Raw genomic sequence first — 15843 nt, 5'->3', positions numbered from 1 at the left:
GATGCAAAATTACTCTTGTCTCAAACCTATTGCTTGTTATTAACTGGCTGTCTTTGAATCAAATCAACTGTACCACGCCGTAATTCCTCAATAGTTAACGCCTGGTTCAAGCGCATCAATTCTGAAATAGCTGCTGTTTCCGTATCTTTATGGCTAGTTGCAACTGCCAAGACTTGATTATTTTTGACATAGAAAGCAATAAATTCCTGTTTTTGTAAATCCCCATCTACAATTATCTCATCCCAACTTTCGGCGTGTCCGATGTAGCGCAAGGGAAACTCGAATTGCATCGTCCAAAATAAAGGAAGCCCTTTAAATTTAACTGCTTTCCCTGCCATGTTATGAGCTGCAATTCGCCCCTGCTGTGCTGCAACTCGCCAATGTTCAACCCGAAGCGATTCACTTGTGCGCCAATCGGGATAACGGGCAATATCGCCTGCGGCATAGATGCCATCAGCTGCACGCAAGTATTCATCAACAACAACACTGCCATCTTTGGGATGCAAATCGATCCCCTGAAGAAAGTCTGTTGCTGGCTGTACACCAATTCCGACAATTACTATATCTGCTTTGAGGCGATCACCATTATCTAAAATTACAGCTTCTACTTTGTCACTACCTTCAAATTGAACCGCTTTCCTACCTAACTTAAAGGAAACACCGTTTTCCTCATGAACTTGCTGAAATATTTTACCAATTTCCTCGCCTAATATTTTCTTAAAAGGTACAGAATCCGGTGAAACAACAGTTACTTGTAAGCCGTGCTGACTCAGCCCAGCTGCTGTTTCCATGCCGATAAAACTGGAGCCAATGACTACCGCTTGTCCTTTCTGCTTGCTCAGTGCCAAAATGCGGTCAGTATCATCAAAACTGCGTAATGTGAGAATATTTTGCAAGTCTGCACCGGGAATATCTAGCTGGAGTGGTTTTCCTCCTGTTGCTACCAACAAGGCATCATAATTCAATGAATCACCAGACGTTCCTGCGTTGCTATCGCTAAAGGTAATCGCTTTTGCCGTTGTTTGCACCTGTTCAACTCGCTTATTCAACAGTACTTCAATGGCGTGTTCTTTGTAGAAATCTGGCGATCGCAGAGGCATTTCCTCTGAGGATGTTTCACCAATGAAGTAGTCTTTACTCAGCTTGGTGCGATCGTAGGGTAGCCTGTCATCCTGAGTGAGCATGACGATTCGCCCTTGATATCCAGCTACTCGCAAAGTTTCTGCGGCATGGACACCCGCCGCCCCTGCGCCTAAGATTACAAATGTGCGTCCATCAGCGTCGGGGTTGAATTGCGCCATTGCAGGCGATCGCAATCCCGTTGTTTTCTCTGGGATGCTGACAATGACGTTTTCACCTTCAATCCGTACCTGATAACAGGCTAAAGAATCCAAGCCAGGTGGTTCTAGTTGATCCCCAGTCCTCACGTCAAAATAGGCATTGTGCCAGGGGCAAACAACGTGATGTCCACTCAGCACCCCCTCTGCCAGAGGCGCTTTATAATGAGAGCAGTGTGCGCCGATGGCATGAAACTTTCCATCTAATCGGGTCAGTAAAATTTCTGTCTCGCCGACGGCTACCTGTCGCATTTCACCATCATTTAAATCATTTATATTGGCAACAACTGCTTCTATCTGTTTCATAATCAACTCTTAAGTTAAGAATAAGAGTTATACCAATTCTTTCAAATCCGGCAACAGATTCAAACCCGAAAAAACTGATGTAATCTGAGTTCGAGCGCAAGAATTACACCCATTCATTACGAATTACGAATTGATATAACAACAAAGAACTTGCATAAATTGTAACCTTTGCACCCTTTACTTTATATCACAAACTCTGAATTTTTCAATTTATCAATGGTTTATATTGAAAATCATAAATTCAGCCTTTAGACATAGATAAACTTTGAAAAAATTGTTTTAACTAAGATTTGTAACTGAGAATTAGGAAAATTTTTGGGTTAGATGGATTGGCATAACTTAGAGTAACAAAGGTATTCTCAATCTAAAATTTTAGATTCTACCCAATGGCTTAATTTTTATTTATGCCTAAAGAGATGCTAATATTTCATTTTAATTTTATTTTTGTTTATATATTATGTAAAGTAAGCATATTTGATATATATAAAACGCGGAGAAATTTTATAACCTATTACTTTTTAAATTGATATTAACTTTAACCTGCCATTTATTGTCAGTAAGCAAGTTAAATAACAGGAGACTAATATGACTAAAGACATTGAGATTTATGACGATCGCCTGCGTGCTATTATACCTCCAGATGCTTCACTCCAAAAGCTTGCCAACGGTGCAGTCCATAGCGAAGGCCCTCTTTACTTCCATGAAGACGACAGTGTTGTGTGGAGCGATGCTCACGGCAACCGTTTATTACGCTGGAGTGCTACTGAGAACGTGAGTGTCCTCCGAGATCCATCTGATTACCAAAGCGGTAATTACCGCGATTTGGAGGGTCGTCTAGTTGCTTGTTCCTCCGGTTTGCGTGCGATTATCCGACGCGAAGACGATGGTGAATGGAAGATTTTAGTCGATCGCTACCAAAACAAACGCCTCAACAGTCCAAATGATTTAGTAGTGAAAAGCGACGGCACAATTTGGTTTACCGATCCGCCTTATGGGATCACCGAGCCAAACCAAGGTTATGGCGGCGAACAAGAACAACCCGGAAGTTATCTGTACTGCTTTGACCCTGCTACTGGTGAAATTTCTCCTATAGTAACAGACATGGTGCGTCCTAATGGGCTGGCTTTTAGTCCAGACGAGAGCCTGCTGTATGTTTCAGATACAGCCGCGTTTAATATACCTGGGGGGCCTCATCATATTCGCGTGTATGAAGTTGTGGACGTAGGCGTAGCCCGTCGTAGACATCGCCATGTGAAGAATGGCCGTGTATTCTGTATCATCGATCCAGGACAACCTGATGGATTTCGGGTTGACGAACATGGCAATGTTTTTACTAGTTCCCAGGATAGCGTGCAGATATACGCCCCTGATGGGACTCAGTTAGGAAAAATTTTCTTACCGGAGACATCCACTAACCTAACTTTCGGTGGGAAGGAAGGCGATCGCTTGTTTATCACAGCCGGTCATTCCTTATATGCTATCGACCTTAATACCCGTGGTGTACAGCAATGATTTATAAATTTGCCAGTGGTGTAGCGATCGCCTTTTTTCTAGCTGCATTTAATTTCCCACAGCTAGGACCGTACCTATTAAGTTCACTTTATCATCTATATCCTGACGGATTCCCCGGATTGGCACTTTTACTACTAAGAGTTAGCCTTGGCTGGTTATTCATCCTCCACGGCTATCCAAAGATAACGCATCTTCAACAGTGGGCTGAGTCTGTAAAAATGCCTGTCTTTCTTTGCTTTTTATCAGCTGCATCCATGTTAGGTGGCGGAATTTTTCTGATTGTGGGATTCCTGACCCTCTTAGCGACATTGCCCATTCTCGGCTCAATGATTTTTGCGATATATTTAGAAGTCTCTGGAAGTAAACCTTTTGTAGCCCAAGATCCATACTTAATTCCAGAAGACCAATATAAAGGCCCTTTAGGAAAAGGCGAACCGCCAAGTTGGGAAAAAGCGTTTATGTATTGCGTCATGCTGATTGCGATCGCGGTTTTAGGCCCTGGAGCATATTCACTGGATGCTCTGATTTTTGGCAGGTGAAAATTATCCGAAGGCATATTACAGTTATCCTCCAACCACATATAAGTGGCGTGTCTCGTTCCCAGTCTCTGACTGGGAATGCCTAATCAGAGGCTCCGCCTCAAAATTAGCGGCACCGCAATGAAAGGGCATTTCCAGCCAGAGGCTGGAAACGAGATTTTGGAGTATTAGTTTAACTTGACACTGATAGGCATTGCCATGCCCCGACGATAAATCTATATGTATCAGGCTTTTCGTGAATTGATATTAGATATGAATATATGGCTAAAATGCTGTAATAGGCGATCTGCTTTGTTATATAGCAATCCTAATAATGCAATCTACAGATAAACGTCCTCTCAATTGGTTGTTTCAGCAGTTTCAACTCAAACCAGGTAAGCCCGCCATTTTCTCAGGATTGCGTAGCCTTTTTATACTGGGTGTTCCAATTGGAGTTGGAATCATTACTGGTCACGCGGCTGCAAGTGCGATCGCCACTATGGCGGCTTGGTTCGTTGGCATGGTAAATGTTGACGGAGCCTATCGCCAGAGAGCGACTGCGATGATCGCAGCTACGATTGGGGTAACTTTGATGTTCATTATCGCCAGTCTGGTTAGCAGTCATCTCTGGTTAGCTGTGCCGACAACATTCTTGGTGATATTTATAGCAGGTTTAGCAAGTCTCTATGGCAACGTGGCTGCATCTGTCAGCTTAGTTACTTCGATCATGTTTGTGATTTCGCTTGCTAGATTCGCTTCATATTCCAATTTGTCTACTCTTATCCAGCAATCTGCGCTATGTCTGGCTGGTGGAACATGGACAACCGCGCTCTTATTAGGACTGTGGGTGGTGCGTCCTGATGTACCTGCAATGCAAGTAGTCGCTAACTGTTATCTCTCGTTGAGCAAATTCGTAGATTTGGAAGGCCAGAGAACATTAAATCCAAAGGCTCGTCAGCAGTGGGCAGAGCAATTTTTGCAAGCTCAGGATAGCATTATCCAGGATTTGACAGCTGCCCGTAGCGTCTGGACAACTATATGGACTAGGCAAAAAGGAACTAACCTGCGGGGAAATTACTTACTGGTGTTAATCGAGGATGTAAATCAAATTGTCAATTCTGTTGTAGCACTGAGCGAACTGTTAGCGATCGCATCCGAACATCAACTATTTTCTCGATTACAGAAAGAAATTCAGCAAGTGATCGAACAATTGGCAATTGCTCTGCAAATGTTGTCACAAGCAATCACCAAAGGAAAAAACTCACCTCACTTAGGGGATCTGGATCGGAGTGTTGAAGCATTGGAACACCATCGGCAAGTTTTGCGCTCTCAAGTCCTGAATAAAACGATAAATGTTCAGCCAGATAGCTATTCCGATCTAGTTAACCTTGAGAAGATTACAGCCAGTCTTAGAAAGCTGGCACAGCAAATTCATATTGATGCGGATATTGTTACAGATTTAATCCAGGGAAAACAGCCTAGCATTGCCCAGCGAGATATTTCCCCCCCAGCCCAACCAGAGCGAACTGCAATTCTTGATACACTGCGGAATAACTTCACTTTTGATTCAATCCTTTTTCGTCATGCGTTGCGCCTAGCACTGATTACAACTTTTGCTGAATTGATTGCATCGTTATTGCAACTACCTAGAGGCTACTGGATAACGCTCACAGTTCTAGTTGCACTCAAGCCTAACTTTGGTGGAACGTCCGAGACAACAGTACAAAGAGTCATCGGTACTATTTTGGGGGGAATTATTGGTATTACTTTGATTTTATTAGTTAAGAGTCAATTGGTGATCGCAGTTTGTTTCTTGTTGCTAGTGTTTGTTGCAATGTCGGTGCGATCGTTAAGTTACAGCATATTCACCATACTGCTGACTCCCGCCATCATCTTGCTACTCAACATTATTAGTGCAGGTGGCTGGAAGGTTGGAGTATTGCGGATTTTCGATAGCTTGGCTGGGGGTGGTTTAGCACTCCTTGGCAGCTATTTGCTTTTCCCCCGTTGGGAACGACAGCAACTTCCCGCACAACTGGAAAAGACAATTAGAGCCAATCTTGCCTACTATCAGCAAGTAATAGCTAACTATATGCATCCAGAACAGAATACATCTGCTGATTCTATCAATATGCTACGCCATCAAGCCGCACTAGAGAACGCTAACGCTAACGCCGCCGCTCAACGATTGTTCAGCGAACCTCGTCACATTCAGGGAGAAATTGAACCTGTAATGACGCTGATGGCATACATTCGGGGCTTTTTCAGTTCGGTGACAACTCTGGCAGAACATTTGCGGGAATTTAGCGGCGAGTACCAATTTGTTGAATTGAAGCGGCTTACTGATACCATTGTCCAAGTTTTGGAAAACTTAGCAGATGCCCTTCGGCAAGGACAGCCACCCCAACCGTTACCAGCGCTAGATAGCTATCTCGAAGCAATTCACAACCAAATTGAACAGCTACATACTGCTCGGTTATTAGAGATTACCACAAATTCCCACACTTTAACTCCCACATTACAAGCTGTTCGAGAACAAACTCCTCTATCTACAGAATTGGATCGAATTGTTAATGAAATTAAAGTTATGCACTGTGTAATTGCTCGTTTGCAAGAATAATTTTATTGACTAGGGTTTCGCAAAGGCTCAACCAACCTCCGAATATTCTTAACTGGATTTGGATAAATTTACAAAACGCACAAAACCCACAAGTACAAGACGCGATTCATCGCGTCTCTACAAGGGTTAATGGGGTGGTTGTTCGCGATCGTATTTCTAATTTATTGGGTTATTGATAATATATTGTCTAATTTTATCAAGGGCGAACTATTATGAATTATGTTGTTATGAAACTAATAAAAAACACTCTTGCGGCACGTTAAAGCGACAAACAATCTGTTAACCGACAATTGAAGTAGCACTGAAGTGAACTATGTGGGCAAATATTTGATGATGAGTTAGACCTCGCTTACGCCGTGATTGATGGCGTTAAAGCTAGGGCGAAAAAGGGAACTACAGTACACAACCTGTAAAATCTGAAATTAATCGTTCTGGTCAAACTTTCGTTACATAGTTATAAATTTTCCCGCCCACCTACTTATATTGAAAAAGGATGTTTTATGAGCCTAGACAGTAGTTTTTTACTTGACTTGCCGCACGTTGAGGCAGAACTGACTTACTTTACGCCAATGGCAGAAAAACCTGTCATCTATGCCTATGAACGACCACCAGGGATTCCACCATCCAACCGGAAGTTTGAGACACACTTGATGCCAGTCTATAACATCCGGGCGGTTTCACAAGACATATCCTTAGATCGAAAAGGCTTTAGACTTGTTGTACAACAAAGCAATGTCCGCAATTTTTATGACAAAGATGAGATCCGCCGTGTCTATTATCCTGAAGCCGAGCAACTCTTGAAAGAGGTAACAGGTGCCCAAAAGGTGGTGATATTCGATTACACTCTCCGTAACGCTCAACGCTCTTCATCCGGTGAAATCGGGATCAGTGAGCCGATCAAGCGTGTACATAACGACTTTACAGCCAAATCTGGGTATACTCGCGCACGCAAAGAGTTGACAGCACGGGGGGTAGATAACATAGATCAATTGCTACAGCAAAGGTTTGCTTTGATTAACTTTTGGCGAGCGATCGCCCCAGTTTATGAGTCACCATTAGCAGTGTGCGACGCTCAAAGTATTGCACCAACAGACCTAGTAGCTAGTGACCTCGTGTACCGCGATTACGTTGGTGAAAGCTACTTAATAACCTATAACCCTACACATCAATGGTTCTACTTCCCCCAAATGCAACCCTCAGAGGTACTATTGTTTAAGTGCTTTGACTCAGCAGAGTCCGGACGGGCGAGGTTTGCTGCTCATACTGGGTTTGATGACCCAACAAGCCCACCAAATGCCCCAGCTAGAGAAAGTATTGAATTGCGGACGCTGGTTTTCTATCCTACATAAGGATGATCACGGGTGGTATCCCAAACGGAGGATGTATTATTATCTGACGTTGGGGGGGTCATTTCTGGCTAACCGTGATCTCAAGGGTTGCCGTAGGCATCGCACAGAAGCTGCTCGACAAGATTGATTTGAGACTCTCTTACATCGGTCGGTTAGGGCATCGGGGAAAACGGGAGTGTGTTTATCAGTCTTCAACAGTATATTATGCAGAAAGGTTCTACCTAAGTACCAAATTTAGGGTGTTATGCCGAATCATTCTGCATATTCACCCACTGGGGGATCTTAGGCGGAAAGTTTCCGTCTAATAATAGTTCAACAGCTATTCTTTGAATATCGAAAATAACTTGTGATGAAGAATCGCCTTTGGATCGGAGTTGTTTCTAAAGCTCATGTCGCAGCGGGCGTAGCGGGTGGTTTTGCCCAACTCAATCATGGCAAAAAAACGCCTTTGGCGAAAATCAAAGCCGGAGATTGGATAGTTTATTATTCGCCGCGCGTTAGGAAGGAAAGTCGTGAGCCATGTCAAAGTTTCACCACCATGGGCAAAGTGAAAATCGGTCGAATTTATCAATTCGATATGGGAAACGGATCTAATCCTTATCGACAAGACATGGATTTCAAACCCTGCTGCGAAGTTTCTATTCTGCCGCTACTCGACGAGTTATCTTTCTGAAAGCCGATACGAACCAGGTGGATGGAGGCTGGACAGATGAAGAAATCAGCATCGCTTTAGATATCAGTGTTGCCACCAGAGAGCGAATCCGGCAGCGCTTTGTGGAAACAAAGAAAGAAACCGCCCTCAGTCGGCAAGTGCAGCAAAACCGCAAAGCTCGATGCTTAGATGGGGAGCAAGAGGCTGCAAACAGAATGCGTAGGCGTAGCCCGTCGTAGACATCGCTACTTTCCTTGTCGCCTAATAATAAGTTGCACACTATAAATGTTTGCAACACATCAATTATTAGTAAGCGCACAACATTGTTGTGCCCCTACCTATCTGTCGCATTCTTTTTTCAAATTGGTATTATTTTAGATATGCTAAAGTCCGGCGTCCAAGTATTCCGTCTGCTCTTAATCCTTTAGACTTTTGAAATTTGATCACCGCTAAACGTGTCTTGTTATCAAAGACACCATCCACATTTGCGGTATAGAATCCTTGCTGCTTTAAAGCATTCTGAGCAGTTTTGACTGCTTCTCCTCTGCTACCAACTGTGAGTGCGGTACTATGGTTTGCCATACTATTAGACCTGTGCATAGCATTCGACTTGTGCATAGCATTAGGCTTGTGCATAGCATTAGGATTTTTCATCATGTTGCCTTGCTGAGTATTTTGTGCAAGGTGGGTAGCAGTAGTCGGATTATGGCTTTTATTATTGGTTAAAGAGTAACCAGGCAAAGCAGTAGCTAGAGTCAGAGCCGGCATCAAAGCAAGTACTTTCCAATTCATTTTTTTCTTCCAATTATGATAAATTTTGCAATTTTGATTTGAAGAGTCATGCTATAAGGATTTATACCTGATAGTGATTCTCCTCGATTAACTCTGGTGTGGATTTGGTCTAGAGCGAATCTATTTTTTAACCCAGAGCTATAGCATCACACGTTATGTTGACAGAGTTATTGCAAAAATATGATAAAAGTGTGACAAAAGCATGACTAATTTATTAAGGGTTATGTAGAACAAGGCGATACTTTTGATTTCTGATAATTTCTCTAATAACCTTCTGCAATTAACCAGAAGTGTCATCAGGGTCTTTACCTAGATAATCCTGCTAATCAGGGCTTGCACTATCAGTAAACTGTACAATCTGCGATGATACAAACTGACCCCTTTGTGCATTATCCTATCCAAAATCTATTTGATTTACTGCTTAACTGTTGATTGCGATCAGCATCCCGTAAGGAAGAGAAGCGATCGCGGTTTTAATCCCTGGTATATATTCCTTAGATGTTTTGATTTTTGGACAGTGAGAATTATAAGAAAATCAATTGTGATTATCTGAGGCGAGGAGTTTTGCCATTATTCTGCAATTAGCAATATTGCGTGTCCATCAGGGTCTTTAACTACGCAACGCTTTTGGTAAGGACTTATATTATCTGTAAACTGCACAATCCGTGATGATACAAACTGAACCCCATTTTGCCGCAGTATCTCTACCGTCTGCTCAATATCATTGACAACAAGCTCAATTTGCACCCTCGCAATATCACAACTTTTCCAGTCACTCGGTATAGGACGACCTTTTCCGGGCACAAGGTAGTCTAGCAATTCAATCCCTAAGCCGCCTTGAGCAGGTCGCAGTGCTGTAATTCGGACTTTAGCTTCTGGCAAATCATCCAAGCGAGTTTGGGTAGGACGCCAGTTGAGACTACGGCTATCGACTTGCATTCCTAAAAGGTCGCGGTAAAAGTGTAGACTCTGCTCAGTGTTAGAAATAGCGATGGCACTATGATCAATTCCCAAAAATAAGCGATCCCTGTTTTGATGCCATTTATCCTGTCCTTTCTCGGCAGGAAACCAAATTAACTCTAAATCATGACCATCAGGGTCTTTAAACTTAAAGGCACGAACCCCACCAGATGTTTCATTATCGGATAGGATTGTCTGCGGTGCAAGTGAAATGGGTTCAATCGCAAATGAACACACTTTTGCATAAGCGCGATCCATATCACTCACTACAATTGCCAGATGTTGAAACCATAAATCATTACTTTGAGAATCGCTGGGAATGGGTTTTCCCTGAATGTTGATATACTCCATTAACTCGATGAGTTCATCACCTAGTTGCAGGGTGACAATCCGAATTTTTGCCTTAGTTATGCCTTCCAGGTCGCTGTAATCTTGTCCTTCAACTGTGATGTCAGAAACTAGTTCAAAACCAAGCGCTTCTTTATAGAAATTTAAAGAGCGATGTCTACGACGGGCTACGCCTACGCAGTTTGTTACCGTTAATCCAATAGCTCGAATTTTTTGCACCCCTACATTTGTTTGGCTAGGCATATTTAACAGCCCTTAAACTTACAATTAACTTTCTATGAAAAAGTATTAGGCATGGGGGATTAATCATTAGTTGAGAGCTTTTTTCTTCTGCATTCATTTTCCCCGGCTCCCTGTGCTTCCTGCCTTTTCCTAATCTTTTTTTTCCTCATCTCCCAACATTTTGAGTAATTTTCTCGCAGCTAGAATACCCACAACTCCTGCACCGACTATTTCTGCTGCTTGCACAACTTTTTTACCTACATCTTTAGAGTTGAGGTGTTGATGAAAAATCTCTTCATCTACCCATTCAGTTGCGGCTTTAAAATCATGAATTGGTGTTGGCAAGAGCGTTAAATAAGTGGCATGACGGATTAAATGTGCAGGTTCGCCTGCAACTTCAAAAACATTGAATAAGTTAGCAGCAGCATTATCTACCCCTAATTTCAAAAGGGTTCCACGAGTATTAACCTTAACAGGTTTGAGTTCTTCTCCTAGAGCGATCGCTTTCAAATTATGGGCAATATTAGCTCCTTGCTGATAAGCTACTTGGGCGGTAGGCGGTAGCGAATTATCCTGAAGTCCCACACAATCACCGCCTGCAAAAACTTCTGGAAAATCCAGCAGTTGCATGGTAGGAGTGACTAATGGGAGACCATGATACCGATGCTCTTGGGAAATTGGTAAATCTTTAATCAGTGGATGAACAGAAGTTCCAGCTGTCCAGATTGCAGTATGTGTTGCTAATGTCTTAACTTGGTTATTGTGCTTATATTCAATAGCATTAGGATGAATAGTAGTGACTTCTGCTCCTGTGAGTATTTCAATTGGTATCCGGCGTTTTTGTAATTCTTTCTCAGCAATTGGGCGCAGTGGATTATTAATATCATCATTCAGGATTTCTTTGCCATGATTGAGCAATACTATCTGGATTTCACTAGAATTACCTCCCAAAACCTCATACCAATGTGGTAGAAAATCAGCTAAAGTTGCTGCAATTTCTACACCACTAGAACCACCACCAACCACTCCTACTGTGAGTAGTTTCCGGCGTTCTTCTAAATCTTCTGTTTGCACTGCTCGTTGTAAGCGATCGCGTAAATGACGTTCAAGAGCGATCGCATCTTCTTGTGTCCAGAAAGGAAAGGCATTTTCTTTAGCACCTTCAACCTGATGATAGGTAGTAACACTACCCAAAGCTAAGACTAAGTTGCTGTAGTTGTAAGAGTTTCCTGAAGCTAATTTGACTTCCCGTTGATGCAAGTCTATCGATTGCACTGCATCTTGAACAAAGATGACACCGCTACCTTTGAGTAGTTCCGAAAAGCGCGGGACTACCTGAAAGGTATCCATTTCGCCATCGAAATATTCATATAATAGCGGCTTAAAGCAAAAGCGCTCGTTTTTATCAATCAAGATAACAGAGCGAGGATAATGTTCGTGAGCTAGGTGTAAAGCTGTAAATAGTCCTGTAAAGCCACCGCCGATAATCACAGTTTGATAAACTGGGCTGTTCATGAAATACTCTCCAAACTCTTATGAAATCAGGATGTTCAATTAATTAGCACTTTCCTATATTAATAATAAGAAAGCAATCAAAGCAATGCTCAGGATCACAGCGAATGCAATAGCGTATTCAACTCGGCGACTAAAAAATCCTACAGCAGCAATTAGAGCGATCGCCAGCCCAATAATGCCAACATATTGCTGTTTTTGTAACCCACTTGCAATTAGTGGATCTTGACCTGGTGCTGGAGTTTCCTGAATTGCTTTTGGCTCACGTTGTGATGCTGGTATTTCTTGTAAGTATAAATTCATGAAATTATTCCTTAAAACACTTGGAATTTGTGAATGTTTTTATGTTCGCCAAAGGTAGATAAGCGAGAAAAGTAAGACCCAAACTACATCAACAAAGTGCCAAAACAGAGTGGTTGCACTTGTACCAAAGTGAGTCTTATTATAGTTGCCTGGAATGAAGGAGCGAATCAGCATAATTATCTGAAGCACAACACCAGCCAGAACGTGTAGACCGTGGAAGCCTGTTAACAAGTAGAATGTAGAACCAACTAACCCTGTAGTAATCTTGAAATCGAGATTTTTCCACTCAATTAATAAACCAATTAAGAAGTAAGTTCCCATTGCGATCGTCATCAGCCACAGCCAGCGAAATTTCTTGAGTTGATTACGCTTCAGGGCATTTTCTGCTGGTTGAATGACAAAGCTACTGGAAAGTAATACTACCGTATTAATAATTACAGCTGTAGACAATTCTGGGCCAGAAATACCAGGCGGTAGCCACTTATTAGTAGTCAGTCGCAAAACAACATAAGTAAAGATAAAACTTAAAAAGATGATGCTTTCCGACAGCAGGAATACAGTAAACCCGAACATTCCCTTACCATGATGATCTTCATGAGTACCGCCACCACTTGGTAGGAAGCGCTGTAACCAATTTGGCAAGCGTAGCCGCCACAGATCAAAACGGATAGGACTTTCATCTTTATGAATAGGGCGACGTTGCATAACTCAATTGGGGCATTGGGTATGGGGCATTGGTCAAACAGGGCATGGGGGGTTATCCTCCACATCCCATTTGTCCTCAATAAAAGGTGTTTTATCCTTATTCACCATTATCAGTATCTAGGACTACCGAGTACTTTGGATCGCCGTAGTCATAAGGAGGTTTTGTCACAACTGGAATCTCCTCAAAGTTCTCTGGTGGAGGTGGTGAAGAGGTTGTCCATTCCAGTCCGGTAGCGTGCCAAGGATTGTTAACTGCCTTTGGCCCGTAAAGCCAAGAGCCTACCATGTTAGCAATAAAAGGCAGCGTCGATACTCCTAGCAAGAATGACCCCAGGCTAGCGATGACATTCCATCCTTGATACTGTGGGTCGTAGGAAGAAACTCGGCGTAGCATCCCTTGTAAACCTAATGGGTGCATGGAGAAGAAGGTGATATTGGCAGGAATAAAGGTCAGCCAGAAATGCAGCTTACCCCAACCCTCGGCATACATTCTTCCAGTTATCTTGGGAAACCAGTAGTAAATTGCCGCGAAGATTGCCATTGTGATCGTGTTAAAAACGATGTAGTGGAAGTGTCCCACAACAAAGTAAGTATTATTAACGTGGATATCAAATGGCGTGGCAGCAAGCATTACACCAGTAACACCGCCAAAAATAAACATCGCTGCACCTCCCATTGCAAACAGCATTGGTGTCTCTAGGTGCAGCTTACTCCTCCAGATGGTGGCAGTCCAAGCGAAGGCTTTAATACCAGTGGGTATGGCAACCAACATTGAGGTAGCCATGAAGGTCATCCGCATCCAACCAGGGGTGGCACTGGTGAACATGTGATGTACCCAAACGAAGATGCTGACCGCAGCAATACCTAAAGTTGCCATCGCAACTGACCGATAACCAAATAGGGGATTGCGAGAAAATGCAGGCAAAACCTCAGCAAAAATGCCGAAGGCTGGTAGTGCCATGATATAAACTGCTGGGTGAGAGTAGAACCAGAATAGGTGTTGGTAAATAATCGGATCGCCATTTGCGTCCGGTTTAAAAAATTGTGTACCAAACGAAAGGTCAAACAACAGCAATATTAATGCAGCCGTCAAGGCAGGCAAATTAATCAGTTGCAACAACTGGGCGCTAAAAACTGACCATACAAAGACGGGCATTCGGAAAAATGTCATCCCTGGTGCCCGCATCCAAAAGATAGTAGTTACAAAGTTGACAGCCCCCATAATTGAAGAGATACCTATTAGGACTAGGCTAACTATCCAAATGAATTCACCGTTAATGAACTGATCCCCTGGAACTTGCAGACTAATTGGTGGATAAGACCACCACCCAGCTTGTGCAGTCCCGTTAGGTAGGAAGAAGCTAGACAGTAGTAGAAGACCAGCTGGTGGCAGAATCCAAAAGGAGATGGCGTTGAGCAACGGAAAAGACATGTCCCGCGCTCCAATCATTAGTGGCACTAAGTAGTTAGAAAGACCTGCATTGAAGGGAATAATCCACAGGAAAATCATGATTGTCCCGTGCATGGTGAACAAACCATTGTAGAGGGGACGGTCAACTAAATTTGATTCCGGGGTGAGTAACTCAGCCCGAATGAGCATCGCCAACAGCCCGCCAATCAAGAAGAAAATGAAGGTCATCACCATGTACTGAACTCCAATCACCTTATGATCGGTGTTGAAGCTGAAATATTCCCGCCAAGTATTCTCAGACTTGTTCTGGTAATTTTTCGATTCTTGATCCCCGGTAATCTCTCCACTCAAATCATGTGTCATTATTTATCTTCCTTTTATTGGCAACGGCAGGTTGAGCGGGTGCGACGGTGTACCAGCCGCTATTAAACAATGTTTTCGGTGGTTGGATATTTTCGGCAACTGCCTGATTTGCTGGAGTTTGTTCGCTATTAGCAGTTTGCGTGAGCCACTGGTTATATTTATCAATAGATTCAACGTATACATCGGTTTCCATTAAGGCAAAGTAAGTACCACTGAATTGAGAATCTTTCAGTCGATATTTGCCTTCACGAATGGGTGTTAGCACAAGATTAATCTTGCGCCCTGGAACAATATCCTGCTTTAAGCGAAACTCAGGGACGTAGAAACCGTGGATTACATCCTGTGCTTGCAGATTTAAGCGAGTGCTGCGATTGATCGGCAGATGCAGTTGATTACTAGTAACATTATTTGGATAACGAAAAGACCAATCCCACTGTTTAGCGAAAACATCAATAGTTTCAGACGCAGGTTTGGGGACATCGCTGACGGTTTCGGCGTAGGCGGGTGCAGATTCTAGGGGCGTGTGCAAATGCACAATTTGGTTTAGACCGAGAATATTTAATTGCTGATAAATATTGAAGCTTTGCAAAGCAATCCACACTACTAACAAAGTCGGGGTTGCTGTCCACAATATTTCTAACCTTGCATCACCTCTAGAGGGGTGTCCCTCGCTGTAGTCTTTTGGAGTGGCACGATGGAAGACGATCGCATACACCATAATCCCAACTAGCCCCAGTAAGATGAATGCTCCAATTGAGACTAAAAAGCTAAACAAATCATCTACCCGTTGTGCTTCTGTTGTAGCTTGGGGAGGCATCCAAGAAAACGCCTGCTGCCCAATCCACCGACTGATGATCATCAGCACTGCTACATAAAACGCCATTAATACATATTCAAAAACACTAAACATAAAATTCGATAAATTCTCGTTTA

General features: G+C 42.9%; 14 protein-coding genes. 6 read left to right on the top strand and 8 right to left on the bottom strand.

Features of this window, described 5'->3' with window-relative positions; all coding sequences use genetic code 11:
• Positions 1–26 precede the first annotated feature (26 nt).
• The gene (locus V7K35_RS10145) at positions 27–1643 is read right to left on the bottom strand and encodes an FAD-dependent oxidoreductase (RefSeq protein WP_335078561.1); all 1617 of its coding nucleotides are present in this window, start codon (positions 1641–1643) and stop codon (positions 27–29) included.
• Between the two features lie 585 nt (positions 1644–2228).
• On the opposite strand from V7K35_RS10145, the gene V7K35_RS10140 reads away from it, so the two are divergent.
• The 6 genes from V7K35_RS10140 (at position 2229) to V7K35_RS10115 (ending at position 8533) form a co-directional block, all read left to right on the top strand.
• Positions 2229–3155, top strand: a complete 927-nt coding sequence (locus V7K35_RS10140) for an SMP-30/gluconolactonase/LRE family protein (RefSeq protein WP_335078559.1) — start codon at positions 2229–2231, stop codon at positions 3153–3155.
• A complete protein-coding gene (locus V7K35_RS10135) occupies positions 3152–3694 on the top strand; it encodes a DoxX family protein (RefSeq protein ID WP_334723398.1) in 543 nt (180 codons plus the stop codon). The genes V7K35_RS10140 and V7K35_RS10135 overlap by 4 nt, the downstream gene beginning before the upstream one ends.
• Positions 3695–4007: 313 nt before the next feature.
• A complete protein-coding gene (locus V7K35_RS10130; RefSeq protein WP_335078555.1) occupies positions 4008–6293 on the top strand; it encodes an FUSC family protein in 2286 nt (761 codons plus the stop codon).
• 500 nt (positions 6294–6793) lie between these two features.
• The gene (locus tag V7K35_RS10125; protein ID WP_335078553.1) at positions 6794–7642 is read left to right on the top strand and encodes a CmcJ/NvfI family oxidoreductase; all 849 of its coding nucleotides are present in this window, start codon (positions 6794–6796) and stop codon (positions 7640–7642) included.
• A gap of 349 nt (positions 7643–7991) precedes the next feature.
• Positions 7992–8315, top strand: a complete 324-nt coding sequence (locus tag V7K35_RS10120) for an EVE domain-containing protein (protein WP_335078550.1) — start codon at positions 7992–7994, stop codon at positions 8313–8315.
• Between the two features lie 17 nt (positions 8316–8332).
• Positions 8333–8533: a hypothetical protein gene (locus V7K35_RS10115; protein ID WP_335078548.1), complete on the top strand. Its 201-nt coding sequence runs from the start codon at positions 8333–8335 to the stop codon at positions 8531–8533.
• A 130-nt stretch (positions 8534–8663) separates the two neighbouring features.
• Here V7K35_RS10115 and V7K35_RS10110 read toward each other — a convergent pair whose 3' ends face one another.
• From V7K35_RS10110 to V7K35_RS10080, 7 genes are all read right to left on the bottom strand, one after another.
• On the bottom strand, positions 8664–9086 hold the full coding sequence (locus V7K35_RS10110; RefSeq protein ID WP_335078546.1) for a peptidoglycan-binding domain-containing protein: 423 nt from the start codon (positions 9084–9086) through the stop codon (positions 8664–8666).
• 570 nt (positions 9087–9656) lie between these two features.
• The gene (locus tag V7K35_RS10105; protein WP_335078544.1) at positions 9657–10637 is read right to left on the bottom strand and encodes a VOC family protein; all 981 of its coding nucleotides are present in this window, start codon (positions 10635–10637) and stop codon (positions 9657–9659) included.
• A gap of 129 nt (positions 10638–10766) precedes the next feature.
• A complete protein-coding gene (locus V7K35_RS10100) occupies positions 10767–12131 on the bottom strand; it encodes an NAD(P)/FAD-dependent oxidoreductase (protein ID WP_335078542.1) in 1365 nt (454 codons plus the stop codon).
• A 54-nt stretch (positions 12132–12185) separates the two neighbouring features.
• A complete protein-coding gene (locus tag V7K35_RS10095; protein ID WP_334971139.1) occupies positions 12186–12431 on the bottom strand; it encodes a hypothetical protein in 246 nt (81 codons plus the stop codon).
• 39 nt (positions 12432–12470) lie between these two features.
• On the bottom strand, positions 12471–13136 hold the full coding sequence (locus tag V7K35_RS10090; RefSeq protein WP_335078539.1) for a cytochrome c oxidase subunit 3: 666 nt from the start codon (positions 13134–13136) through the stop codon (positions 12471–12473).
• A 97-nt stretch (positions 13137–13233) separates the two neighbouring features.
• Complete coding sequence (locus V7K35_RS10085) at positions 13234–14910, bottom strand: cytochrome c oxidase subunit I (protein ID WP_335078537.1); 1677 nt, start codon at positions 14908–14910, stop codon at positions 13234–13236.
• Positions 14900–15820, bottom strand: coding sequence for a cytochrome c oxidase subunit II (locus V7K35_RS10080; protein WP_335078534.1), 921 nt, complete (start codon positions 15818–15820; stop codon positions 14900–14902). Before V7K35_RS10080 ends, V7K35_RS10085 begins: the two co-directional genes overlap by 11 nt.
• Positions 15821–15843: the final 23 nt, after the last annotated feature.

This window comes from Nostoc sp., assembly GCF_036917275.1.
Classification (GTDB): Bacteria; Cyanobacteriota; Cyanobacteriia; order Cyanobacteriales; family Nostocaceae; genus Nostoc.
This window is presented reverse-complemented; position numbering and strand designations above follow the sequence as displayed.